The organism is Nonomuraea africana (assembly GCF_014873535.1).
In the GTDB taxonomy this organism is placed as follows: domain Bacteria; phylum Actinomycetota; class Actinomycetes; order Streptosporangiales; family Streptosporangiaceae; genus Nonomuraea; species Nonomuraea africana.
On record NZ_JADBEF010000001.1, the window covers coordinates 5,301,386 to 5,324,109 of the forward strand.

General features: G+C 71.6%; 21 protein-coding genes. 11 read left to right on the top strand and 10 right to left on the bottom strand.

Features of this window, described 5'->3' with window-relative positions:
- Window positions 1–4 precede the first annotated feature (4 nt).
- Complete coding sequence (gene ligD / locus H4W81_RS25100; protein WP_318781939.1) at window positions 5–958, top strand: non-homologous end-joining DNA ligase; 954 nt, start codon at window positions 5–7, stop codon at window positions 956–958.
- A 5-nt stretch (window positions 959–963) separates the two neighbouring features.
- On the opposite strand, the gene H4W81_RS25105 is transcribed toward ligD, so the two are convergent.
- From H4W81_RS25105 to recO, 4 genes are read right to left on the bottom strand one after another with little or no spacing between them, the layout of a single operon-like run.
- On the bottom strand, window positions 964–1,836 hold the full coding sequence (locus H4W81_RS25105; RefSeq protein WP_192777058.1) for an alpha/beta fold hydrolase: 873 nt from the start codon (window positions 1,834–1,836) through the stop codon (window positions 964–966).
- A gap of 43 nt (window positions 1,837–1,879) precedes the next feature.
- Complete coding sequence (locus H4W81_RS25110) at window positions 1,880–3,838, bottom strand: AfsR/SARP family transcriptional regulator (RefSeq protein WP_192777059.1); 1,959 nt, start codon at window positions 3,836–3,838, stop codon at window positions 1,880–1,882.
- Window positions 3,835–4,608 (bottom strand): isoprenyl transferase, encoded by a 774-nt coding sequence (locus H4W81_RS25115; RefSeq protein ID WP_192777060.1) that lies wholly within the window; start codon window positions 4,606–4,608, stop codon window positions 3,835–3,837. Before H4W81_RS25115 ends, H4W81_RS25110 begins: the two co-directional genes overlap by 4 nt.
- A complete protein-coding gene (gene recO, locus H4W81_RS25120) occupies window positions 4,605–5,342 on the bottom strand; it encodes a DNA repair protein RecO (RefSeq protein ID WP_192777061.1) in 738 nt (245 codons plus the stop codon). The genes H4W81_RS25115 and recO overlap by 4 nt, the downstream gene beginning before the upstream one ends.
- Before the next feature lie 118 nt (window positions 5,343–5,460).
- On the opposite strand from recO, the gene H4W81_RS48780 reads away from it, so the two are divergent.
- The 3 genes from H4W81_RS48780 (at window position 5,461) to H4W81_RS25135 (ending at window position 8,543) form a co-directional block, all read left to right on the top strand.
- Complete coding sequence (locus H4W81_RS48780) at window positions 5,461–6,972, top strand: CDP-alcohol phosphatidyltransferase family protein (protein WP_192777062.1); 1,512 nt, start codon at window positions 5,461–5,463, stop codon at window positions 6,970–6,972.
- On the top strand, window positions 6,969–7,673 hold the full coding sequence (locus H4W81_RS48785; protein ID WP_192777063.1) for a DUF5941 domain-containing protein: 705 nt from the start codon (window positions 6,969–6,971) through the stop codon (window positions 7,671–7,673). Before H4W81_RS48780 ends, H4W81_RS48785 begins: the two co-directional genes overlap by 4 nt.
- Before the next feature lie 402 nt (window positions 7,674–8,075).
- Window positions 8,076–8,543, top strand: a complete 468-nt coding sequence (locus H4W81_RS25135; RefSeq protein ID WP_192777064.1) for a tetratricopeptide repeat protein — start codon at window positions 8,076–8,078, stop codon at window positions 8,541–8,543.
- A 16-nt stretch (window positions 8,544–8,559) separates the two neighbouring features.
- On the opposite strand, the gene H4W81_RS25140 is transcribed toward H4W81_RS25135, so the two are convergent.
- Complete coding sequence (locus H4W81_RS25140) at window positions 8,560–10,674, bottom strand: HAD-IC family P-type ATPase (RefSeq protein WP_192777065.1); 2,115 nt, start codon at window positions 10,672–10,674, stop codon at window positions 8,560–8,562.
- A gap of 98 nt (window positions 10,675–10,772) precedes the next feature.
- Here H4W81_RS25140 and H4W81_RS25145 point away from each other — a divergent pair, with 98 nt between their 5' ends.
- The 4 genes from H4W81_RS25145 to H4W81_RS25160 all read left to right on the top strand — a co-directional run bounded on the left by H4W81_RS25145 (window position 10,773) and on the right by H4W81_RS25160 (window position 14,694).
- Complete coding sequence (locus H4W81_RS25145; protein ID WP_192777066.1) at window positions 10,773–11,123, top strand: ArsR/SmtB family transcription factor; 351 nt, start codon at window positions 10,773–10,775, stop codon at window positions 11,121–11,123.
- Window positions 11,124–11,229: 106 nt separating this feature from the next.
- Window positions 11,230–12,492, top strand: a complete 1,263-nt coding sequence (locus H4W81_RS25150) for a hypothetical protein (protein ID WP_192777067.1) — start codon at window positions 11,230–11,232, stop codon at window positions 12,490–12,492.
- Window positions 12,489–13,199 (top strand): hypothetical protein, encoded by a 711-nt coding sequence (locus H4W81_RS25155; RefSeq protein WP_192777068.1) that lies wholly within the window; start codon window positions 12,489–12,491, stop codon window positions 13,197–13,199. Before H4W81_RS25150 ends, H4W81_RS25155 begins: the two co-directional genes overlap by 4 nt.
- 142 nt (window positions 13,200–13,341) lie before the next feature.
- Window positions 13,342–14,694, top strand: a complete 1,353-nt coding sequence (locus tag H4W81_RS25160) for a glycoside hydrolase family 16 protein (protein ID WP_192777069.1) — start codon at window positions 13,342–13,344, stop codon at window positions 14,692–14,694.
- Here the strand turns inward: H4W81_RS25160 and H4W81_RS25165 are convergent.
- Window positions 14,678–15,847 (bottom strand): hypothetical protein, encoded by a 1,170-nt coding sequence (locus H4W81_RS25165; RefSeq protein ID WP_192777070.1) that lies wholly within the window; start codon window positions 15,845–15,847, stop codon window positions 14,678–14,680. The genes H4W81_RS25160 and H4W81_RS25165 overlap by 17 nt on opposite strands.
- A gap of 168 nt (window positions 15,848–16,015) precedes the next feature.
- Here H4W81_RS25165 and H4W81_RS25170 point away from each other — a divergent pair, with 168 nt between their 5' ends.
- The 3 genes from H4W81_RS25170 to rocD are packed head-to-tail and all read left to right on the top strand — an operon-like array spanning window position 16,016 to window position 18,587.
- A complete protein-coding gene (locus tag H4W81_RS25170) occupies window positions 16,016–16,528 on the top strand; it encodes an Lrp/AsnC family transcriptional regulator (protein WP_192777071.1) in 513 nt (170 codons plus the stop codon).
- A 50-nt stretch (window positions 16,529–16,578) separates the two neighbouring features.
- A complete protein-coding gene (gene ddaH / locus H4W81_RS25175; protein WP_192777072.1) occupies window positions 16,579–17,376 on the top strand; it encodes a dimethylargininase in 798 nt (265 codons plus the stop codon).
- Window positions 17,377–17,378: 2 nt separating this feature from the next.
- Window positions 17,379–18,587: an ornithine--oxo-acid transaminase gene (gene rocD, locus H4W81_RS25180; RefSeq protein ID WP_192777073.1), complete on the top strand. Its 1,209-nt coding sequence runs from the start codon at window positions 17,379–17,381 to the stop codon at window positions 18,585–18,587.
- A gap of 50 nt (window positions 18,588–18,637) precedes the next feature.
- On the opposite strand, the gene H4W81_RS25185 is transcribed toward rocD, so the two are convergent.
- The 4 genes from H4W81_RS25185 to H4W81_RS25200 form a co-directional block, all read right to left on the bottom strand.
- A complete protein-coding gene (locus H4W81_RS25185; RefSeq protein WP_192777074.1) occupies window positions 18,638–19,864 on the bottom strand; it encodes a CU044_5270 family protein in 1,227 nt (408 codons plus the stop codon).
- Entirely contained in the window at window positions 19,857–20,432 is a 576-nt protein-coding gene (locus tag H4W81_RS25190; RefSeq protein ID WP_192781026.1) for an RNA polymerase sigma factor, read from the bottom strand. Before H4W81_RS25190 ends, H4W81_RS25185 begins: the two co-directional genes overlap by 8 nt.
- Window positions 20,433–20,498: 66 nt before the next feature.
- Window positions 20,499–21,200: a class I SAM-dependent methyltransferase gene (locus tag H4W81_RS25195; protein WP_192777075.1), complete on the bottom strand. Its 702-nt coding sequence runs from the start codon at window positions 21,198–21,200 to the stop codon at window positions 20,499–20,501.
- Entirely contained in the window at window positions 21,190–22,698 is a 1,509-nt protein-coding gene (locus tag H4W81_RS25200; protein WP_192777076.1) for an alkaline phosphatase D family protein, read from the bottom strand. Before H4W81_RS25200 ends, H4W81_RS25195 begins: the two co-directional genes overlap by 11 nt.
- Window positions 22,699–22,724: the final 26 nt, after the last annotated feature.

Below are 22,724 nucleotides of genomic sequence, written 5' to 3' on the forward strand. Positions count from 1 at the left end.
TCCGGTGACCACCGACGAGGTCAGGGACGACGTCGCGCTGACCAATCTCGACCAGCCCCTCTTCGACGACGCCGGCGCCACCAAACGCGACCTGGTCGACTACCTCGACGCCGTGCGCGACCGCCTCATTCCCGCGCTGCGGGACCGGCCGCTGTCGGTGCTGCGGGTACGGCAGGGCCAGGCGCCCTTCATGCAGAAGAACGTCCCCTCCTACGCCCCCTCGTGGATCACCACGGTCACGCTGTGGGCCGAGACCTCGCGGCGAGAGGTCTCCTACGCCCTGTGCGACGACCGCAGGACCCTGCTCTGGTTCGCCAACCAGCGCGCCGTGGAGTACCACCCGGCGCTGGTGCGGGCGGGTAACTGGGAGCACCCGACGCACCTGGTCCTCGACCTCGACCCGCCGGGCGACGACGCGTTCCCCGCCGTGGTGCGCGCCGCCCACCTGGTCCGCCAGGCGCTGGCCGACGCCGGCATGGCGGGCGCGGTCAAGACCAGCGGCGCCAAGGGCCTGCACGTCTTCGTCCCCCTGAGCGACGGCCTGTCGATGCCCGACGTGGCGGCCGCCACCCGCGCCCTGGCCGCCAGGGCCGAGCGGCTCGACCCCGCCCTCGCGACCACCGCCTTCATCAGGGAGGACCGCCAGGGCAAGGTCTTCCTCGACTCCACCCGAGCGGGTGGGGCGACGGTCGTGGCGGCCTACAGCCCGCGCGTCAGACCGGGCGTCCCCGTGTCGTTCCCCGTGGCGTGGGACGACCTCGACCGCGTGACACCCGGCGACTTCACCGTGCGCACCGCCGTGGGCCTGCTCGGCGACGGCGATCCGTGGGCCGAGCTGATGCCCGCTGCGCAGGCGCTGCCCGACGACCTCGTGGCCGAGGGTCACACCATCCCCATCGCCAGGGTGGCCGCCATGCACGAGGGCAAGCGCCGCGCCCGGGCCGCCCGCAAGGGTTAGCCGGCTCAGCGAGCGAGCAGCGCGCGAAGGGCCGTCGTGACCGTCTCGGGGCTCTCCTCCGCGACGAAGTGCCCTGTCGTGATCGTCTGGTGCTCCAGGTCGGCGGCCCACTCCCGCCACAACCCCACCGCGTCGTACGGCAGGACGTCGCCCCAGTCCTGCTGCAGCACGGTGACCGGCATGCCGAGGCGGTTGCCCGCCGCCCTGTCCGCCTCGTCGTGCGCCTTGTCGACGGTGGCGCTGGCGCGGTAGTCGGCGACGATCGAGGGGATCGCCTCCCTCGACGCCTTGAGGTAGGCGGCCCGCACGTCCGGGGGGATCGCGTCGGGGTCCCTGGTCCACAGGTCGAGGAAGTGGCCGAAGAACAGGTCGGGGGCCGCGGCGATCAGCTGCTCGGGCAGCCCCGGCGGCTGGGCCATCAGGTACAGGTGGAAGCCGATCGCGCCCAGGGTGCCGCGCATGACCTCCCACATGTCGAGGGTGGGCAGCACGTCGAGCGCGGCCAGGTGGGTGATCGTCGCGGGATGGTCCATGGCCGCTCTGAAGGCGACCAGCGCGCCCCTGTCGTGACCGGCCAGCGCGAAGCTGTCGTGGCCGAGCGCCGCCGCCATGGCGACGATGTCGTCGCCCATGGTGCGCTTGGAGTAGGTCTCGCCGTCCTGGTCGGCGGGCTTGTCGCTGTCGCCGTACCCTCGCAGGTCGGGCACGAGCACGGTGTGGTCGGCGGCCAGGTCCGCGGCGACGTGCCGCCAGATCAGGTGGGTCTGGGGGAAGCCGTGCAGGAGCACGATCGGCGGCCCTGAGCCCGCCATGGCGACGTTGAGAGCGACGTCGCCGTCCACGGCGACACGGGAGTAGTCGAATCCGGAGATCTGCATGCCGTCGATGCTGCACGGGCGCGATTGAATCCGGCATGAGCGCTCATATACGCAGCGCCGCCATGGCCTCCTCTGTCGCGGGGTCGCCCTCGCCGAGCGCGATCAGCCCGCGGACCAGCGCCTCCTGGGAGTCGCCGCCGCCCACCTCGCGCAGCGCGCGCGCGACGGCGAGCGTGCTGCCCTGCCTGCGGCGCGGCAGGGGCTCGCCCTCGTGCCTGCGCAGCGTGCCCACCAGGCAGGCGGCCTCCTCCGCCAGCCACGCGCCGGCCTGAGGGGAGCCGTCTCGGCTGGCGGCGGCAGCGGCGCGCACCTGCCGGAGCCAGTCGCCCGTCAGTCTGGCCAGCGCCTCGTCGCGTTCCTCGTCGGCCACCTTGCTCCGCGCGAAGACCCTCAGCAGGTCGTGGTAGCGGTAGCGGCCGGGCGCGGGCGATTCGAGCAGGTTGAGGTCGACCAGCGACTCGCACAGCGGCTCGGGGTCGTCCACGCCGAGGACGACGGCGGCGACGCGCAGGGTGAGATCGGGCGCGTCGGCGACGGCCAGCAGCCTGAAGGCCCGCGGCTGCTCGGCGGCGAGCTGGTCGTATCCGAGGTCGAAGGTGCGCTCCACCGCCAGGTCGCCGATCGCCAGCTCGGCCAGCCTCCGCTCGCCCGCGACCTTGTCGCGAAGGACCGCCACGTTCCAGCCGGGCCTGGCCGCCAGGCGGGCGGCGGCGATCCGTACGGCCAGCGGCAGGAACGCGCACGCCTCGGCCACCGCGACGGCGGCCTCGGGCTCGGCGGCGATCCTGGCCCTGCCCGCGACGGCGCCCAGCAGGCTGAGCGCCTCGGGCCTGGTCAGCACGTCGAGGTCGTGCGTGCGGGCTCCGGCGAGGGCGGCCAGCCTGGAGCGCCCCGTGACGATCACCGCGCACTGCGAAGTGCCCGGGAGCAGCGGCCTGACCTGCGCCTCCGACGCCGCGTTGTCGAGCAGGACCAGCATCCTGCGGCCGTCGAGCAGCGAGCGGTAGAGGGCGGCCCTGTCGGCGAGGCCGGCGGGCGGGCCGCCGACGCCGAGCGCGCCGAGGAGCCTTTCCAGCGCGTCGGCCGGCTCCATCGGGTCGCTGCCTCCGCGCAGGTCGATGGCCAGCTGGCCGTCGGGGAAGCGGTCCCTGACCCGGTGGGCCACCCGTACGGCGAGCGCGGTCTTGCCGACGCCGCCGATGCCCGCGATGACGTGGACGGGCAGGGTGGCGCCGGGGGCCAGCTCGGCGGCCAGGGCCTCGACCAGTTCGGCCCTGCCGGTGAAGTCGGCGAGATCGGCGGGCAGCTGGGCGGGCCGCACGGCCGTCCTGGGAGGGGGAAGTTCGCCCGACAGGACGCGCAGGTGCAGCTCGGACAGCTCGGGCGAGGGGTCGATGCCCAGCTCGTCGCTCAGGAGCCCGCGGAGGTCCGTGTAGACGGCCAGCGCCTCGGCCTGCCGTCCCGACCTGTGCAGGGCGAGCATGAGCAGGGCGCTCAGCCGTTCGCGCAGCGGGTGGGCCGCCACCAGCTCGCGCAGCTCGGCCACCGCCTCGGCGTGCAGGCCCGCCTCGAGGTCGGCCTCGATGGCGCGTTCCAGCACCGTCAGGCGGCGCTCCTCCAGCCTGGCGCGCTGCGCGGCGGCGTAGCCGCCCTCGAGCCCCGCCAGCGCCTCGCCGCGCCACAGCGCCAGCGCCTCGCGCGGCCTGCCCGCCGCCAGCGCCTCGAACTCCTCCACGTCGGTGGTGACCCCGCTCAGCGCGTATCCGTCACCGACCAGGGTGATCGCTCCAGGCGGGAGCACGGCCCTCAGCCTGGAGGCGTAGGTGCGCAGCACGTTGAGCGCGGTGCGGGGCGGGTCGTGCTCCCACAGCGCGTCGAGGAGCGTGTCCCTGCTCAGCGCCCTGCCGCCGGCCAGCGCGAGGGCCGCCAGCAGCAGGCGTTGCCTGGCCCCGCCGAGGTCGGTGTCCCCCGCGCGGACCTGGCCGAGCAGCTGGAGCCTCATACCTGGTTGGGCACCGCCCCGCCGTAGCGTCTGTCGCGCTTGGCGAAGATCTCGCAGGCCTCCCACAGGTCTCTCCGGTCGAAGTCGGGCCAGAGCCTGTTGAGGAACACCATCTCGGCGTAGGCCGACTGCCACAGCAGGAAGTTGGAGAAGCGCTGCTCGCCCGACGAGCGGACGAACAGGTCGACCTCGGGGATGTCGGGTTCGTCGAGGTAGCGGGCGAAGACCTTCTCGTTGACCTTGCCCGGCTTGACCTTGCCCGCCGCGATGTCGTGGGCCAGCTTCACCGCCGCGTCGACGATCTCGGCCTGCCCGCCGTAGTTGACGCAGAACTGCAGGGTGAGCGTGCGGTTGTTCCTGGTCATCTCCTCGGCGTCCTGCAGCTCGGAGATGACGCTCTTCCACAGCCGGCCCGGCCGGCCCGCCCAGCGCACCCGCACGCCCATCGCGTGAAGCTCGTCACGGCGGCGGCGGATCACGTCGCGGTTGAAGCCCATGAGGAAGCGCACCTCGTCGGGCGAGCGCTTCCAGTTCTCCGTGGAGAAGGCGTAGGCGCTCAGGTACGGGACGCCGAGCTCGATCGCGCCCTCGATGACGTCGAACAGCGACGCCTCGCCCGCCTTGTGCCCTTCGGTCCTGGGCAGGCCGCGCTGCTTGGCCCAGCGGCCGTTGCCGTCCATGACGATCGCGACGTGCCTGGGCACCAGGTCGCGAGGGATGGCCGGAGGCACCGCGCCCGACGGGTGCGGCGCGGGGGGACGGACGTTCAACGTGCTGGCTCCCTTTCAACATGGCGGAGAGAACGAATGCCGTGCTCGAGGTGCCACTGCAGGTAGGCGGCGACCAGCCCGCTGCACTCGGCGCGATGGCGGGACTGGGAGGCGTCGGCAGCGGTCCAGTCTCCGCGCAGCAGCGCCGTCATCAACGCCAGAGTCTCTTCCGCGGGTACGGCGGCGCCCGCGGGGCGGCACGTGCCGCACACCGCCCCGCCCGCGACGATCGCGAACGCCCGCACCGTGTCGGCCCTGCACCTGGCGCACTCCTGCAGCGCGGGAGCGTATCCGGCCACGGCGAGCGAGCGCAGGAAGTAGGCGTCGAGCACCAGGCGGGCCTCGTGGCTGCCGTCGGCCAGCGTGCGCAGCCCGCCCACCAGCAGCAGGAACTGCTTGAGCGCGGGCTCCTTCTCGCCCTGCGTGAGGCGGTCGGCGGTCTCCAGCATCGCGCTGCCCGCCGTGTAGCGCGGGTAGTCGTGGGCGAGCGCCTCGCCGTACGGGTGGATGGTCTCGGCCTGCGTCACCACGTCGAGCGTGCGGCCCACGTGCAACTGCAGGTCAACGTGGGTAAAGGGCTCGAGCCGCGCGCCGAACCTGGAGGTCGTGCGGCGGACGCCCTTGGCCACCCCTCGCACCTTGCCGGTGCGCTTGGTGAGGAGAGTGACGATCCTGTCGGCCTCGCCCAGCTTCTGCGTGCGCAGGACGACACCCTCGTCACGGTAGAGACTCACTCGTCCAGTCTAGGGTGAGCATCGGGTGACCCGGCTTTACCGAACTCTCACTAGACTTTGACGACTGCCCCCGGTTCACCAGTTGTTCCGCCCCCCGCAACCACCTCGAAAGGGTGACATGACCCGCGTGGTCCTGCTGGGCCCCCCGCCCGGCCCCGACACCGCTCCGACCGGCCTCCGGCTGGCCGCGCTGCCCGGCGCCCCCACCGTGGGCGAGCGCCTGGGCGCCCAGGCCCTCTCGCTGGACCCCCAGCCGGCCACCATCGAGCGCACCGATCTCGCCACCGCCCTGCGCGCTCTCGCCGACGTCGCCGAGTCGGCGCAGGAGAGCCTGCTCCTCCTGCCAGCCAACTCGGTCATCCACGACGAGCTGATCTACCAGATCACCAAGGCCAAGCGCGGCGCCATCGCGCTCGTGGCCAAGGAGCCGCGCCCGGAGGACGAGAACGGCGACAGGATCGTCCCTGACGTCCCGATCGAGGAGGCGGTGCCGGAGATCGGCGCCAACAGCCTCGAGGGGCTCATGGTCCGCGCCCGCGTCGGCAAGTCGAGGGTCATCTCGGTCGGCACCGCCCACCACGCCGTCACCCGGCCCAACGCCGTCCTGCTCGGCCCGCTGCACGTGAGCACCCGCAACGCCCCCGTGCTCGCCGAGGTCTGCCGCGAGCTGGCCGAGCTCGCCCACCTGTTCGGCCCCGAGGACGACCTGGTCCAGCTCATCGTCTTCGGCCTGGTCCGCAAGGGCGTCTCGGTCGGCATCCGCGGCCGCCGCGACCTGTTCTACCGCCGGATCACCACGCAGGCCGAGGCCACCGAGGCCGCGACCGAGATGTCCGGCATGGACGAGGACCGCGCCCGCCTCAACAACGCGGTCAAGGGCGCCGACGGCTTCTTCACCACCTACTTCGTCAGCACCTACTCCCGCTTCATCGCCCGATGGGCGGCCCGGCGCGGTCTCACGCCCAACCAGGTCACGCTCATCTCCATCGCCCTCGGCGTGGCCGCCGCGGCCTGCTTCGCCACCGGCGAGCGGCTCGGCATGGTCGCGGGCGGCGTGCTGATCTACTTCGCCTTCGTCTTCGACTGCGTCGACGGCCAGGTCGCCCGCTACGCCCGCAAGTTCGGCGTGCTCGGCGCGTGGCTCGACGCGACCTTCGACCGGTTCAAGGAGTACGTGGTCTTCGCCGGCCTCGCGGTCGGCTACGTCGTCGCGGGACACAGCGACGACATCTGGATCCTGGCGCTCGCCGCGCTGGCGCTGCAGTCGATCAAGCACCTGCTCGACTTCTCCTTCGGCGCCGCCAACCGGCGCAAGCCGCCCTCCCCGCTGCCCTCCACCCCGCTCACCGCGCCCGACGACCGCGACCTGCGCAAGGCGCTCGAACGGCGCAAGGTCGAGCGCAGCACCGGCATCCGCGGCGTGCTGAAGATGTGGAGCAAGGCGGGCAAGTTCCGCTTCGTCTACTGGGCGCGCAAGATGGTCGTCTTCCCCATCGGCGAGCGGTTCGCGGCCATCGCGATCACCGCCGCCCTCTTCGACGCCCGGGTCACCTTCATCACCCTGCTGATCTGGGGCAGCGTCGCCGCCGTCTACACCGTCACCGGACGCGTCATGAGGTCGCTCGCATGATCACTCAGCCGCAGGCCACCGCCGCCACCGCTCCCGACCCCGACGAGGAGCGCCGTCGCATCCAGACCGCCAGGTTGCTCGCCTACCGCGACGACGGCCCCCTGGTCCACGCCCTCGCCCCCCGCCTCGGCAAGGGCCTCCCGCCCGTCGCCACCCTCCTGGTCACGCTGCTCGCGACCATCGTGGTGGCGGTGGCCGGGCTGTCCCCGCTCATCTCGGTGGGCGTCATGCTCGTGCTCGTCCTGCCCACCGCGGCCCGCGACCACCTCGGCCGCCTCGACTGGCTGGTGCCGCCGATCCTGCGCGGCACCGAGTTCCTCGCCGTCATCCTCATCGGCCTGAGCGCCAACGCGCCCAAGTGGCTGCTGTTCGTGCTGCTCTACGTGGTCGGCTACCACACCTACGACACCGTCTACCGCACGCGCCAGAGCATCTGGCCGCCCACCTGGGTCTTCATGGCGGGCCTCGGCTGGGAGGTGCGCCTGCTGATCATCGCGGCGGGCGCGGCGCTCGGCATCCTGACCCCGGTGCTGTACGTCCTGACGGCGTACCTGCTGGTGCTGTTCGCGGTCGAGAGCGTGACCAGCTGGGTACGGCTGGACAAGGCCTCGGCCCAGGCCAGCGCCGACGCCGAGCAGGACCTCGAGGCCTCGCCTGAGGAGGCGCTCGAGCAGGCGACCGGCGAGGCCGAAAAGGCCTGACGCCCACGGGCACGGACCGCCCAGCCGTGCCCGCTTCCAACGGCATGGGCCTGCGCTCGGGGCGCGCTTCGCGCGAGCCGCGCTCCGGGCCGGCCCGTCGGGGGAGCTCAGCTCCCCCGCACCCCTCGCCGGTTGCCTGCCGGCCCCCGGCCACGGTAGCGAGTTGCCCCGGAGGTTCGTTTCGCGGTTCGACCGAGCACCTTCGTCAGGCGGTCAGAAGCTCCGCCCGATCATGTATGGCGACCAGATGAAGCCATGCTCAGCTGAAGGCGCTCAGGGGCGAACGACAGTCGCGGGGCAGTCGGGGTCTCATTTGCGGTCTGACGACTCGCCAATCGAACCGCCATGCACTGGGACCCCGCCTCCAATGGTCCGCCCCGAACAGAGTTTCTCCTGGCCGAGATGACGAGCCACACACGCGAGCTTCTCATGTCTGGGCGTAGGGGCGAGGCCGCAGCCCTGTTCGGCTTCGCGGTCCAGCAGTGGCCAGACGATTCCACCGCCCACAACAATTTGGGCTTCTGCCTCATCCTGGATGATCCAGCCAGAGCGCTGAGCCATCTCACCACGGCCGCTCGGCAAGGGTATGAGCCGCTCGTCATCAACATCTACAACCGAGTTTGCTGCCACGTCGGACTCCGTCAACCGCGTGCGGCACTCGAGGTAGCTGAGGAGTTCTGGCAGACACGACCGCCGGACTGGAACGATCCCGGCTCTGGCACGCTGTGGCTCAGATCAGGTGAGACATGGGAACTGGCCTTGGAGGCGGACGCTCGTCGAGCGCTGCTTGACCTGCTCCTCGACACGGCTCGCGCACAGGGCTGGCACGACGACGAGGAGAGGTGGAGCGCGAGACTGGCGCGAAGCTGATCGAGAAGATGACTTATCACCTTGCGTCACTCGCGCAGGGATTGCTGGCGCGGTTCCATGCCGCGCGGCGGAGCAGGCGGAGGCCGTTGAGGCCGACCAGCACCGTCGAGCCCTCGTGGCCGGCCACGCCCAGTGGGAGCGGCAGGTGGCCTACCAGGTCCCAGACGACGAGCACGGTGATGAACGCTCCGGCGATCACCAGGTTCTGGACGACCAGGCGGCGGGCGCGTCTGGCGAGGGCCAGCGCGGCGGGGACGGCCGACAGCTCGTCGCGGACGATCACTGCGTCGGCGCTCTGCACCGCGAGGTCCGATCCCGCACGGCCCATGGCGAGGCCGACGTGGGCGGTGGCCAGCGCGGGCGCGTCGTTCACGCCATCTCCGATCATCAGCATCCTGCGGCCGGTGTCCTGCAGCTGCCGTACCGCTGCGACCTTGTCCTCGGGGAGCAGCTGGGCGCGTACGTCGGTGATGCCTACCTGAGCCGCCACGTCGGCCGCGGCGCGCGGGTTGTCGCCGGTGAGGAGGACGGGGGCGGCGCCGGTGAGCGCGGTCAGGCCGGCGGTGGCCGCGGCGGCGTCGTCCCGCAGCCGGTCGGTCACCGCCAGGACGCCGACGGGCACGCCGTCGGTGAGTACGACCACGGCGGTACGGCCGGCTCGCTCCAACTCGGCGCACACCCGGAGCGCCGCCACCCTGCGCGGCTCCCCCTCGGAGCTCAGCCGAAGCCCCTCCTCCTCCCGCTCGGAGCGCACCCCGAGACCCTCCGTCCTCTGCTTGGGGCTCGTCACAAGCGCTTCCGGCTCCTCAGAACCCGCCCGAAGATCCTCCGCCGCCCGCTCGGAGCTCGATCCGGGCTGCTCGGAGGTTCGGCCATGGCCGTCTGGATTCTCGTAGCCGGGCAGGAGGCGGGCGGGGCTGCCTACGGTGACGGTGACTCCGTCCAGTTGGGCGCGCACGCCCGAGCCCGGCGTGGCCGTGAACGCGGTCGCCGTCCCCGAGGGCAGCCCCCGCTCCCCGGCTGCGGTGACGATGGCCCGGGCGATGGGGTGTTCGCTGGCGTGTTCGACCGACGCCGCCAGCGACACCAGGGCGTTGTCGTCGAGCCCGCTGCCGGGCAGCGGCCGTACGTCGGTCAGGTGGGGCGTGCCTTCGGTCAGGGTGCCGCTCTTGTCGAGGGCCACCGCGTCGACCTGGGCCAGCCGCTCCAGCACGACCGCCGACTTGATGAGCACGCCGTGCCGTCCCGCGTTGGCGATCGCGGCGAGCATGGGCGGCATCGTGGCCAGCACCACCGCGCACGGCGAGGCGACGATCATGAAGGTCATCGCCCTGAGCAGGGTCTCGCTCAGCTCGGCGCCGAACGCCAGCGGCACGGCGAACAGGCCCAGCGTCGCCACGACCATCCCGATCGAGTAGCGCTGCTCGATCCGCTCGATGAACAGCTGGGTGGGCGCCTTGGTGGCCGCGGCCTGCTCGACCATGGCCACGATGCGGGCGATCACCGAGTCGGCGGGGTCGCGGATCACCTCCACGCGGAGCACGCCGGTGCCGTTGAGCGTTCCCGCGAACACCTCGTCGCCCGCGTGCTTGGGAACCGGCATGCCCTCGCCGGTGATCGTGGCCTGGTCGACGTCGCTGGACCCGTCGAGCACGCGGCCGTCGGCGCCGATCCGCTCCCCCGGGCGCACCAGGATCACCTCGCCGACGCGGAGGTCCGCGGTGGCGACGACCTCCTCGTCCGGCAGCCGGGTGGCGGTGGGCGGGGCCAGGTCGAGCAGGGAGCGCACCGAGTCCTCGGTGCGGGCGGTGGCCAGCGACTCCAGCGCGCCCGACGTGGCGAAGATGACGATCAGCAGCGCCCCGTCGGTGACCTGTCCGATCGCGGCCGCGCCGACGGCGGCGGCGACCATCAGCAGATCGACGTCGAGCTTCCGGTCGCGCAGGGCGCGTAGGCCCTCGAGTGCGGGCTCCCAGCCGCCCGCCGCGTAGCAGGCCAGGTAGAGCGTCCACCACAGCCAGACGGGGGCGCCGGACAGCTGGGCGGCCAGGCCGGTGGCGAACAGGGCGACGGCCGCCGCCGCCCAGCGGACTTCGCCCAGCGACCAGATCCTGGTTCGGCTGGAAGACATGGGACTCCTCGTGGTCGTGGTCGACGGATGCGGACGCCACCATACATGAACACATGAAGATTCATTCATGTGTATGATGCGGTCGGTAGGATGCCGCCATGGGGCATGGAGTTCAGGGGCGCGAGGCTCCTCCCGCGGCTCTCGACGCCGAGTCCGCCGCGAAGGTCGCCGCCACCCTGCAGGCGCTGGCCACTCCGAGCCGCCTGCTGATCCTCGCCAGGCTCAGGCGGGGACCGTGCGCGGTCACCGAGCTGGCCGAGTCGGTCGGCATGGAGCAGTCCGCCGTCTCGCACCAGCTGCGCCTGCTGCGCAACCTCGGCCTGGTGACCGGGACGCGCACCGGGCGGAGCATCGTCTACAGCCTGTACGACAACCACGTCGCGATGCTGCTGGACGAGGCGGTCTACCACACCGAACACCTAAGGCTGGGGATGCCCGACGCCCTCTGACCCCCGCACCCATTTGCTATGGGCGGGTTTTTCGCGCTATGGGCGGCGGATGACCGATTAGTGTGGGGATCTAGGGACACTCGGGCGGCGGAGCCGGGAGACGCGGATGGCGTTCTTGTCACGCCTGTTCAAGCGGGGGTCGGGCGACCCTCTCGCCGAGCGTGACCGTGAGCGGGACGACGCTCACCGGCAGGGCCTGAAGGACGCCCGCGAGCTCCCTTTACCGCACTTCACCGATCCCGACTGCGAGCCCGCCTTCCTCTCCGAGGTGCGGGCGCGGGCGCGGGAGCGGATCGCCCGGGTCGACCAGGGGCTCGCCGCCCGCCGTACGGACCTGTTACGGGAGGTCAGCGAGGCACGGGAGACGGTGTTCAGGGAGACGGGCCGGGCGGACCTGTACCCGGAGGCCCGCCCCGGCGCGGCGCGGGGCTCCCCAGAAGCGGCGCCGAACGGCAGACCCGCTCCCGCGCCGTTCCCGGCGGCGGGCGCCCGTCCAGACGTCCCCCTCCCTGCCGGTACGGCAGGCGCACATCCGAGCGCCTCGCTCCCGGACGCCGGTACAACGGGCGCACATCCGAGCACCTCCCTCCCGGACGCCGGTACAACGGGCGCACATCCGAGCACCTCCCTCCCGGACGCCGGTACGGCAGGCGGTGGAGGCGGGGAGGGAGATCCGTTCATCTCGATCGCGGAGGCCCGGTGGCGGCGGGCCGAGCGGGCGCGGGGGGCGGCGCTCAGGGAGGCGTCGGACCGAGTCCACCGGGCGCGGGCGCGCATCGAGCAGCTGGCGCGGGAGTGGGACGGCGTGCTGGTGGAGCGCAACCACGAGGTGGAGGCCGTCCACGCGTGGGCGCAGCAGGTGATCGCCGCCTACCGGCGCGGGGTGATGGCCGCACATCCCCGCAGAGAGGAGATCCCCTCGCTGTGGAAGGGCGAGGTGGTGGCGATGGACTCCGTGGGGGACGGGATCACGTCGGCCGCCGCCAGGGAGGAGCTCGGCGGACTACTGGAGGAGGTCGAGCACAGGATCGAGATCTGGCACAGCGAGGTACGGGAGGCGCGGGGGATCACCCAAGCGCGGGGCAGGCGCGAACTCGGGCCACGGAGCTCGGAGGAGGACGAGGACCCCGGCGATCCGGCGCGCACCGACGCCGATGCGGGCGCCGTCCCCTGGGGTGAGGCGAACGAGAGCGGCGGCAGAGAGACGGCGATGCGGCGCGGGGATCCGGCGAGGGCGGCTGAGCCGTCCACGACCAGCGAGACAGCCACCACCGGCCAGATGGCCGGGGCGGGCGAGACACACACGACCGGTCAGACGACGCGTGGGAGCGAGACGGCAACCACCGGCGAGACGGCGGGAGAGCGGTGAGGCGGCGGTGGGCGGCGGCGGTCGCGTCGCTGGGGCTGGTCGGCATGGGTGTCACCGGGTGCGGGACCGAGGCGAGGGCGGTGTGCGGTGTCGTCGTGGACTCCACCAGTTACGCCGACCCCGCCGCCTCCCGCACCGACCTGACCTCCAAGCTCCCCGGCTTCGTCGACGGCTGCGACTGGGTCGGCTTCGCCGCCGTCACCGGGGCGTCGGAGAGCAGCACGTGCCGCGAGGACCCCGTCGCCGTGGCGGCGACCGACAGGGAGAACCCGAACGACAACCCGGTCGTGGAGGAACGCGTTCGCAGGCACCGCCTCACGCAGGTGCTCCCCCGCGCCGGCAAGCTGTTCGACTGTCCGACCGAGGGCGAGGGGTCCGATGTGCTCGGCGCCCTCCGGTACGTGGTGAAGCAGATGGACGCCAGGCGGCAACCGGATCAGGCCCACAGGGTGATCGTGTTCAGCGATCTGATCAACAACAGGGGCGAGCTGCACGTCAACAAGCTGGACCTGTCGGAGGTGGCCAGACAGCGGAAGATCAAGGAGCTGAGGGATTCCAGGCTGCTGCCCGACCTGACCGGCTACGAGGTGGTCGTCCACGGCTTCCTGCGGAAGAAGGGCTCGAACCCCGACCGCTTCCCGCTGCTGGAGAGCTTCTGGACCGAGGCCCTCGAGTCCGCGGGCGCCGTCTCGGTCGACCTCCTCTAGACGCGAGAGCGCCAAGGGCGCCGTCTCGAGCCCGCTCTGCGGTGCGAGAGCGCTCTCTCCGTTGACACCGCTGAAATGCCGTGTTCACATCTCTTCTAGAGAGCGCTCTCCCACCCACACACCGCCGCAGGGAGAATCCGCCATGTACCTCAGACCGCTGATCGCGACCCTGGTCGCCCTGTTAGGCATGGGCGCGCTCGTCGCCGCCGTGCCGCCCACGCCGACCGGATGGAGCCTCGTCTGGTCCGACGACTTCAACGGCCCCGCGGGGTCGCCGCCGTCCTCCGCCAACTGGATCGTCGACACCGGCCATTCCTACCCGGGCGGCCCGGCCAACTGGGGTACGGGAGAGATCCAGAACTACACCGCCGACCCCGCCAACCTGAGCCTCGACGGCTCGGGCAACCTGCGCATCACCCCGCTCGGCAGCGGGCAGAACTGGACCTCCGCCCGCATCGAGACCCGCCGCGCCGACTTCAAGCCCGCCGACGGGCGCATCCTGCGCATCGAGGGCAGGATCCAGATGCCGAACGTCACGGGGGACGCGGCGCTCGGCTACTGGCCCGCCTTCTGGGCGTTGGGCTCGCCGTACCGGGGCAACTACTGGAACTGGCCGGGGATCGGCGAGTTCGACATCATGGAGAACGTCAACGGGATCAACGCGGTCTGGGCCGTGCTGCACTGCGGCGTGAACCCCGGCGGGCCGTGCAACGAGACCACCGGCCTCGGCGCCAGCCGGGCGTGTCCAGGCTCGACCTGCCAGTCGGCCTTCCACACCTACCGCTTCGAGTGGGACCGCAGCGTCTCGCCCAACCAACTGCGCTGGTACGTCGACGGACAGCAGTTCCACAGCGTCAGCCAGGCCCAGTTCGACGCCACCACCTGGGCGAACATGACCGGCCACGCCGGCTACTTCCTGCTGCTCAACGTCGCCATGGGCGGCGCGTTCCCGAACGCGCTCGCGGGTCAGACGCCTACCGCGGCGACCGTGTCGGGCCGGCCGATGGTGGTCGACTACGTCGCCGTCTGGCAGAGCGGCGGCGGCACGCAGCCCACCGACCCGCCCACGAACCCGCCCGGCGGCGTCGACGCCCGCTCCACGATCCAGGCCGAGCGCTACCAGGCGCAGTCCGGCACCATGGTCGAGACCACGACGGACACCGGCGGCGGCCAGAACGTGGGCGCGATCGCCAACGGCGACTGGCTGCGCTTCGACGGCGTCGCCTTCGGCGCCACGCCCGCGCGGCAGTTCAACGCGAGGGTCGCCTCCGGCGCCGCGGGCGGGGTGAGCGGCCTGGTCCAGGTACGGCTCGGCAGCCCCACCGCGCCACCGATCGGCGACTTCGCGATCGCCAACACCGGCGGCTGGCAGAGCTGGCGGACCGTCCCCGCGAACATCGCGCCGACGACCGGCACGCACACGGTCTACCTGACCTTCAGCAGCGGTCAGCCCGCCGACTTCGTCAACGTCAACTGGTTCACGTTCGCGTCCTAGCCGCCCTGCGCCGTACCAGGATGCGCTCGGCCCAGCTGGCCGCCTCCGGGTCGCCCAGGCCCTCGACCACGCCACCGAGGTAGGCCGTGGCCAGGCTGTCGAAGCCGTTGTCCACCTGGCGTACCCTGCTGGCCCTGCGGCGGTCGGCGGCCTGGAGGTGCTGGCCGATGCTCTCGGCGAATCCGGTGTCGCGCTGGTACTCGCGCTGGGCCTCGACGAAGGCGCGCTGCTCGTGGTCGCGCTTGGTGCGCAGCTCGCGCAGCCGCCTGTCGTTGGGGTTGTGCATCCGGCGACCCAGGTCGGCGGCGATCAGCGCGGTGGCCACGAGCAGGGCGAGCAGCAGGATCATGGTGGGCAGCCGGCTGACGCCCTCGGCGGTGGGGCCGATGTCCTGCCCGTCCACGACCAGCGGCTGCACCAGGGCGTCCCTGCGCAACACCGCCACCGCGACGATCAGCCCCGCCCAGACGAGCGCGACCGCGATCAGCAGCCATCTCCCGCGTGCGGGGCTGCCGTTCTCCTGCCAGGTGCGGAAGGCCCTGCCGTACATGTGGGGGGCGACGAGCATGATGAGCGCGGCGCCCGTGGCGATCAGGGCGGTCATCTCCACGCTGTCGCCCCAGGCCAGGATCACCTGGTACAGGATCGGCACCTCGACGATCACCAGCAGCAGGAGCAGCAGCGCGGCGGGCAGCCAGCGCCTGACGGACGGCCAGCGGCTGCCGGACAGCGCGATCGAGCTCGGCCTGCCGTCGCCGGGCCGTCTGCTCGGCTGCTCCAGCTCGGCGACGCGGCGCTGGCTCTCGTCGAGAGTACGGCGGGCCTCGGCGAAGTGCCGCTGCGACTCGGCGAGCTTGATCTTCTGCGCCTCGAAGGCGGCGCGGTCCTGCTGCACCTCGCGTTCGGTGGCGTCCTCGATCCGGCCGAGCTCGGCCAGCCGCTCGTCCTCCAGTTCGTGGAAGCGGGGGACGCTGCCGGTCTCCAGCGTGAGGGTGTCGAGGTGACCGCCCTCCGCGTGGGCGCGGCCCAGCTCGCGCTCCTCGCGGCGGCGCGCGGTCCAGTCGGGCAGGTGGTAGAGGTCGCCGTCGTAGGCCACGGCGGGCGCGATGCGCGTGACCTCTCCTTGCTCGGCAGGCTGGTCCTTGAAGCGCATCAGGCCTCCAACGCGGTCCGCGTAACTTGATGCTAAACGCTGACTTTGGAGCCGTGACGGATTTGCCGCAGGTATGAGCGAACCTCGCCCGGCCGGGAGACACGGCCGAGCGAGGGACGGAGACGGCCGGGGCGGCCTGCCGTACAGGACAGGCTGTATACAGAGGGCGTGGAACTGGATCGGTTGGATCGGGACATCATCGGGGCCCTCGTCGAGGATGCCCGGGCGACATATGCGGAAATCGGGCATCGGATCGGACTGTCGGCCTCGGCGGTGAAGCGGCGGGTCGATCGCCTGCGGCACGCGGGAGCGATCACCGGATTCAGCGCCCGCATCGCGCCACAGGCGCTCGGCTGGACCACCGAGGCCTACGTGGAGCTCTACTGCCAGGGCAAGACCTCCCCCTCGGCGATCGGCCTCGCCGTCGCCCAGCACCCCGAGGTCGTCTCGGCGTGCACGATCACCGGTGAGGCCGACGCGCTGCTGCACATCAGGGCCACCGACGTGCGCCATGTCGAGCGCGTCATCGAGCGGATCGCGGCCGAGCCCTTCGTCGTCCGCACCAAGAGTTCGATCGTGCTCTCCCGCCTGGTGGACGACGCGCAACGGATCGGCGCAACCCGGGCAGAAGACGCAACGGACCCGCGCCAACACGCAATATCAGGCGCTTGGCCTGCGTAAACGCTGTTCCTAGGCTTGCCGCGTCCCCCTTCGACGGTTGGAGCCGCAGCATGCCCAAGCACTACCTGATGTGCCGCCCTGACTTCTTCACGGTGGAATATGCGATCAATCCGTGGATGGACCCCGAAGCGGGCGCCGACCGCGACCTGGCGGTCAGGCAGTGGGAGGGGCTGAAAGCGGCCTACGAGGCGCTCGGTCACACGGTCAGCCTGATCGACCCGATCGAGGGCCTGCCCGACATGGTGTTCGCGGCCAACGGCGCGCTCGTCGCCGGCGGCAGGGTGTACGGCGCGCGCTTCGCCTTCCCCGAGCGCGCCGCCGAGGGCCCCGCCTACCTGAACTGGTTCGCCGAGCGTGGCTTCCCGACGCACGAGGCGGTCCATGTGAACGAGGGCGAGGGCGACTTCCTCGCGATGGACGACGTGATCCTGGCGGGCACCGGCTTTCGCACCTCACGTGAGGCGCACGGCGAGGCGCAGGAGTTCCTCGGCCGCCCCGTCGTCTCGCTGACGCTGGTCGACCCGCGTTACTACCACCTGGACACCGCGCTGTTCCCGCTGGACGGGCGGAATATCGCCTACTACCCCGGAGCGTTCTCCGAGGGGAGCCTTCGCGTCCTGCGCAGGATGTTCCCCGACGCCGTGATCGCGGGCGCCGACGACGCCGAGGTGCTCGGTCTCAACGCGGTCAGCGACGGCGAGCACGTTGTGATCAACGCGGAGGCCCACGACCTCCAGCTGGACCTCAAGCGGCGCGGATACGAGGTCATCCCTGTCGACCTCGCCGAATTGCGCAAGGCGGGCGGCGGACCCAAGTGCTGCACACTGGAAATCAGGGGGGAGAACTGACTATGACCACCAGCGCAGAGCACATCGAGGTAAGCGAGCGCCGCAGCGCCCACAACTACCATCCGCTGCCCATCGTCATCCACGAGGCGCACGGCGCCTGGGTGACCGACGTGGAGGGCAAGCGCTACCTGGACTGCCTGTCCGGATACTCCAGCCTCAACTTCGGCCACGGCAACCCGAAGATCATCGAGGCGGCGCACGAGCAGCTCAACAACCTCACGCTGACCAGCAGGGCGTTCTACCACGACCAGTTCGCCACGTTCTGCGCCGGGCTGGGCGACCTGACCGGCAAGGACATGATCCTGCCGATGAACACCGGCGCCGAGGCCGTCGAGACCGCGATCAAGGTCGCTCGCAAGTGGGGCTACCAGGTCAAGGGTGTCGCCCCCGAGCAGGCGAACATCATCGTGATGGAGGACAACTTCCACGGCCGCACCACCACCATCATCAGCTTCTCCACCGATCCGGACGCGCACGACGAGTTCGGGCCCTACACGCCCGGCTTCACGGTCGTGAAGTACGGCTCGGCCGAGGCGATCCGCGAGGCGATCGACGCCAACACGGTGGCGGTGCTGGTGGAGCCGATCCAGGGCGAGGCGGGAGTGCTGGTGCCGCCGGACGGCTACCTGCGCCAGGTGCGCGAGCTGTGCACCGCGCAGGGCATCCTGATGATCGCTGACGAGATCCAGTCGGGCCTCGGCCGCACGGGCAAGACCTTCGCCTGCGAGCACGAGGGGGTCGTGCCCGACATCTACATCCTCGGCAAGGCCCTCGGCGGCGGCGTGGTCCCGGTCAGCGCCATCGCGGCCGACGAGGACGTGCTCGGCGTGATCAAGCCGGGCCAGCACGGCTCCACGTTCGGCGGCAACCCGCTGGCGTGCGCCGTGGGCAACGCGGTGATCGAGATCCTCAACACCGGTGAGTTCCAGGCCCGTGCCGCCCAGCTCGGCGAGGTGCTGCACGCCAGGCTGCGCGAGATGATCGGCCACGGCGTGGTCACCGTACGCGGGCGCGGGCTGTGGGCGGGCGTCGACATCGACCCCTCGCTGACCACGGGACGCGAGGTGTCCAAGGCGCTGATGGCGCGCGGCGTGCTGGCCAAGGACACCCAGGGCTCCACGATCAGGCTCGCTCCGCCGATCGTGATCTCGCAGGAGGATCTCCTGTGGGCGGTCGACCAGCTGGCCGACGCGATCGCCTCGTTCAGGTAGCGGCTCGAGGGGTAGGGCGCGCCGCGAGGCGGCGCGCCCTACCCCTGAAGTCAGCGCGTCGGGGTGGGCGTGACCGTGGCTGTCGCGGGGTCGCTCGGCGTCTCGGTGGGAACGAGCGTCACCGTGACGGTCGGGATGGGCGTGGGCTCGACCGACTCCGGCGCTGAGGGGTCGGCCGAGCGCCTCGGCTTCGCGGGATGCGAGGGAATGGGCGTGGGCTCGGCGTCGGGCGTCACGGTCCCGGTCGGGGTCGGCTTCACCGGCGCCGCCGGCTCCGTGGGCTGCGGGTCGCACGAGCCGTCGTGACCCGCCGCCGGAGCGTCCGGCAGCGTGTCCACGACAGAGACCCCCGTCTGGGCCGTCAGGGCCAGCAACGAACCGACGGGAGCCCCCGCGATCTTCTCGTCGACGACCGTGCCCCGCTCTCCCATGAACGCGAACGTCTCGGGATCGAAGATGAGCTGTTCCAGCATCCCCTGTTCGGCCGCCGCCCGGCCGAGCGCGGTTCCCTTGCGCCCCGCCGCGTCCGCCACGCCTTCGGCCACCTCCACGCCCGGCAGCTGCTTCACCGCCGCGAAGAGCGCGGTTCGCTGCGCCTTTGGCACGTAGGTCTCCCTGATCAGGTCGGCCGCGGCGCGGAAGGGGTCGTCGTTGGTGGTCTCGGCCCGCTTGCCGAGGAAGTCCTTCATACCCTCGGGGTCGGTGGGCAGCGTGGAGAGGAAGGCGTGGTCGTTGCGGAAGGAGCCGAGCCGGTCGGGGCAGGACGCCAGCCGGTGCCAGTCGGTCCCCTGCCACTTCTCCGCCTCCTTCGGCAGCGGCCAGCCGGGGAACTGCCGGGGCTCCTGGCCCTCGATCGCCATCAGCCCGTCGGCGCCGGCGTCGGCCGAGCGCCACAGCTTCCGCTTGGTCCGGTAGAGGTAGCGGGTCTCCTGCTCGCCGATGGCGAAGGCGGGATACATCGTCTCCGACTCCACCAGGACGAACTGGCCAGGCTTCGGGTCGAGCTCGCCGCTCACCCCCACCGTGACCGCTCCCGCGGGACGGGCCACCGTGCCGTCCCGCGGGACGGACGACAGCGTGAAGGCCACCCCGCCGACCAGCGCCGCCGTCAGCCCGAACGCGCCCACGGCCTGCCAGCCCGTGCGCGGCAGCCGGAAACCCCGCCGCCTGGTCCTGGTCTCGTCCAGCAGCCGCCGGCGCGCCGCCTCGCGCGCCTCCTTCGGGTACGGCGGGACGCCGGGGCGTCCCTCGGCGAAGATCCTGATCTCGTCATCCATGCTCGGGCTCCTCTCGGAAGGGGTCTGCGCCGCCGAGGGCCCTGCGCACCTTGGTCCTGAGCCGGTGCAGCCGGGAGCGGACCGTGCCGACGGGGATGTCCAGCGCGAGCGCCACATCCTCGTACGTCAGGTCCGCCCACGCCACCAGCAGCAACAGGTCCCGCTCGGCCGCCGAGAGGCGGGTGAGCGCCTTGGCGAGCCTGGGCTGAAGCTGCTCGGCGGTGACGCGGTCGGCGCTGCGCTCGTCGAAGGATCCGGGCCGGTCGGGCGCCAGCCGTGCCATGGCCTGGGTACGGCGGCGCTCGGCCCTGCGGTGCTGCGCCACGACGTTGGTCGCGATGCCGTACAGCCATGGCCTGGCGTCCGGTCGCGTCCGGTCGTAGCGGGCCCTGCCGCGGAAGGCGGCGAGGAACACCTCGCCCACGGCGTCCTCGGCCAGCTCGGGGCCGAGCCGCCGCGCGGCATACCTGAAGATCTCATCGGCGTGCCGGTCGAACAGCGTCGCGAACAGCTCCGGTTCGCTCATCGACTGCCCGACCAGCGTCGCGTCGTCCAACGCCTGCGCCATCACCACGGGAGGGAGTCCTTTCTGCGGTCACCCTGTACTTGGCCGCAGCCCGCAGTCCGGTTCCACCTACTTCGCCAACCTCCACACGAGCAGTCCTTCGGGCGCCTCCTCCGGCGTGAAGCCCGCCTCGGTCAGCTCGGCGCGCAGGGTGTCGCCGGAGGGCCGGTGGGTGACGGTGTCGACGACGTCCTCGCTGATGACGACGCCCTTGTGCCTGACCAGGTAGCGGAAGCGGGCCGACACCCGCTCGCCCTCGACGTCGAGGGTCCTGCCCCACAGCTCGTAGGTGTGCCTGCCGACCCGGTAGGAGCCCAGCTCCGCCTCGTCGCCCGGGGCGGGGGCGGGGCGCTCGGTGAAGTTGAACACCAGCCGTCCTCCGGGGACCAGCTGCCTCGCGAGGGTCGCCCAGAGGGTCTCGCGGTCGTCGATCGCGTAGAGGACGGCGATCATCACGATCAGGTCCACCGGCTCGTCGAGGTCGACGTCGAGCGCGCCGTACGGCAGGACCGTCACCCGTTCCAGCAGGTCACGACGGCGAGCGAGCCTCGACAGCAGCACCGAGCGCATGCCGAGCGAAGGCTCCAGGGCGAAGACCTCGCCGTCGGTGGTGTCGGCGATCAGTTCGGTGACGAGGCCGGTGCCCGCGCCGATCTCCAGCACCGACCCCTTCAGCAGCGGGGGGAGCTTCTCCCGTATCTCGGGCACGTGGCCGTCCTCGTGCCACAGGTCGTAGAAGGGGACGGCGACGGCATACTGGTCAGAGGTCATGCACTGTTTCTAGCGGGTCCAGCGACTCGCCGTACCAGATCACCGTCACTCCCTTCGAGAACTCCAGCGCCGCAATGGCGTTCTGGAACAGCGGGCCCTTGGTCACCCGCCAGCGGAACGGCGGCCGGGGGATACGGGCCAGCCGGGTCAGCGTGCCGCCGATGAGCGTGGCGATGCCGAACTGGGTGAAGATGTTGGCCAGGCGCAGCGACCTGCTCAGCGGGTTGCGGATGGGCGAGCAGACGATCTGGTAGATCGGCCCGGGAGCCTGCGCCAGGTAGGAGTAGTGCACGTCGCCCGACAGGATCAGCACCGGCTTGCCGGCCTTGAGCAGGAGCCTGGCCAGGTCGTCGAAGGAGCGCCGGAAGGCTCCCCAGTGCTCCAGGTCGAAGGACTGCCTGAACGTCTCGGACGCCCTGGCGACCAGCCTGCCCCACTTCCCGTCGCACAGGGCCTCGTTCCAGTTCTGCACCAGGTGGACGCCCTCGGGCAGCAGGAACGGGATCGACGAGCCGATGATCAACCGGCCGCTCGCCCCCTCGATCTGCTCCTTCAGCCAGGCCCACTCCCCCGGGTCGAGCATCCTGCGGTCACGAGGGGTCAGCTGCCGCGCGCACCTGGTGTCGATCATGATGAGCCTGGAGTGCCCGAGGTCGCGGGCGAAGCTCCACCTGTTGGTGCTCGGCTCGGCGTCGGCCCTGGCGGCGAACTCGTCCAGCGCCTTGGCGCCCTCACCCGCACGCAGCGCCGCCAGCAGCGGGTCGTCGGCCCGCTCGTCCGGCGACAGGTTGCCGAGGTGCTGGTAGACCCAGTACGAGCCGAGCCCCGCCACCACCCGCCCGTGCCACCAGCTCGTCCGCGCCATCTGGGCGCGCCAGTCCCTGGAGGTGTTCCAGTCGTCGCGCAGGTCGTGGTCGTCGAAGATCATCGCGGTGGGCACGGTGGACAGCAGCCACCTGATGTCGGGGTCGCTCCAGGCGGTCCGGTAGAGCTCGGCGTACTCCTCGAAGTCGGCGATCTCGTCGGCGGGCTCCTCGCCCGGCTTCCTGCGCCCCGCGATGAACTCCAGCATCTTCGGCGAGGGCTTGTCGGCGTAGACCTGGTCGCCGAGCATCAGCAGCAGGTCGGGCAGCGGCCGGCCGCTGCGGGCGTAGGCGCGCAGCACGTCCACGCCGTGGGTGGCGGTGTGCGCGGCGTCGTGGGGCACGCTGGTACGGCACGAGCCGAACATCACGCGCTCGGGACCCTCGGGCGGCAGCAGTTTGATCCGGCTCGGCCGGTCTTCGGGCCACACCTGCTCGCCGTTCAGCTCGACGGTGTACTCCCCCTCGAACCCCTCCAGATCGACGATCGCGTAGTGGTGGCCGTGCACGGTGAACGTCGGCGTCTTCCACCCCCCGCACACCGTGACCACGCAGGACTCGGACGTCTCCACCCAGATGGAGGCCCGGGTGGAGTCGACGTAACGCAGCATCGGACCGACGACCAGAGAAGACATCCGCGTCCTTCGTTGTGACAGTTCGG

What these genes read in the sequence shown, in the direction of transcription:
- H4W81_RS25190 (WP_192781026.1), bottom strand. Translation starts at nt 20,432, where the DNA reads ATGGCGCAGGCGTTGGACGACGCGACGCTGGTCGGGCAGTCGATGAGC.
- rocD (WP_192777073.1), top strand. Translation starts at nt 17,379, where the DNA reads ATGACCACCAGCGCAGAGCACATCGAGGTAAGCGAGCGCCGCAGCGCC.
- H4W81_RS25160 (WP_192777069.1), top strand. Translation starts at nt 13,342, where the DNA reads ATGTACCTCAGACCGCTGATCGCGACCCTGGTCGCCCTGTTAGGCATG.
- H4W81_RS48780 (WP_192777062.1), top strand. Translation starts at nt 5,461, where the DNA reads ATGACCCGCGTGGTCCTGCTGGGCCCCCCGCCCGGCCCCGACACCGCT.
- H4W81_RS25140 (WP_192777065.1), bottom strand. Translation starts at nt 10,674, where the DNA reads ATGTCTTCCAGCCGAACCAGGATCTGGTCGCTGGGCGAAGTCCGCTGG.
- H4W81_RS25185 (WP_192777074.1), bottom strand. Translation starts at nt 19,864, where the DNA reads ATGGATGACGAGATCAGGATCTTCGCCGAGGGACGCCCCGGCGTCCCG.
- H4W81_RS25200 (WP_192777076.1), bottom strand. Translation starts at nt 22,698, where the DNA reads ATGTCTTCTCTGGTCGTCGGTCCGATGCTGCGTTACGTCGACTCCACC.
- H4W81_RS25105 (WP_192777058.1), bottom strand. Translation starts at nt 1,836, where the DNA reads ATGCAGATCTCCGGATTCGACTACTCCCGTGTCGCCGTGGACGGCGAC.
- H4W81_RS25195 (WP_192777075.1), bottom strand. Translation starts at nt 21,200, where the DNA reads ATGACCTCTGACCAGTATGCCGTCGCCGTCCCCTTCTACGACCTGTGG.
- ddaH (WP_192777072.1), top strand. Translation starts at nt 16,579, where the DNA reads ATGCCCAAGCACTACCTGATGTGCCGCCCTGACTTCTTCACGGTGGAA.
- H4W81_RS48785 (WP_192777063.1), top strand. Translation starts at nt 6,969, where the DNA reads ATGATCACTCAGCCGCAGGCCACCGCCGCCACCGCTCCCGACCCCGAC.
- H4W81_RS25145 (WP_192777066.1), top strand. Translation starts at nt 10,773, where the DNA reads ATGGGGCATGGAGTTCAGGGGCGCGAGGCTCCTCCCGCGGCTCTCGAC.
- H4W81_RS25110 (WP_192777059.1), bottom strand. Translation starts at nt 3,838, where the DNA reads ATGAGGCTCCAGCTGCTCGGCCAGGTCCGCGCGGGGGACACCGACCTC.
- H4W81_RS25135 (WP_192777064.1), top strand. Translation starts at nt 8,076, where the DNA reads ATGACGAGCCACACACGCGAGCTTCTCATGTCTGGGCGTAGGGGCGAG.
- H4W81_RS25150 (WP_192777067.1), top strand. Translation starts at nt 11,230, where the DNA reads ATGGCGTTCTTGTCACGCCTGTTCAAGCGGGGGTCGGGCGACCCTCTC.
- H4W81_RS25165 (WP_192777070.1), bottom strand. Translation starts at nt 15,847, where the DNA reads ATGCGCTTCAAGGACCAGCCTGCCGAGCAAGGAGAGGTCACGCGCATC.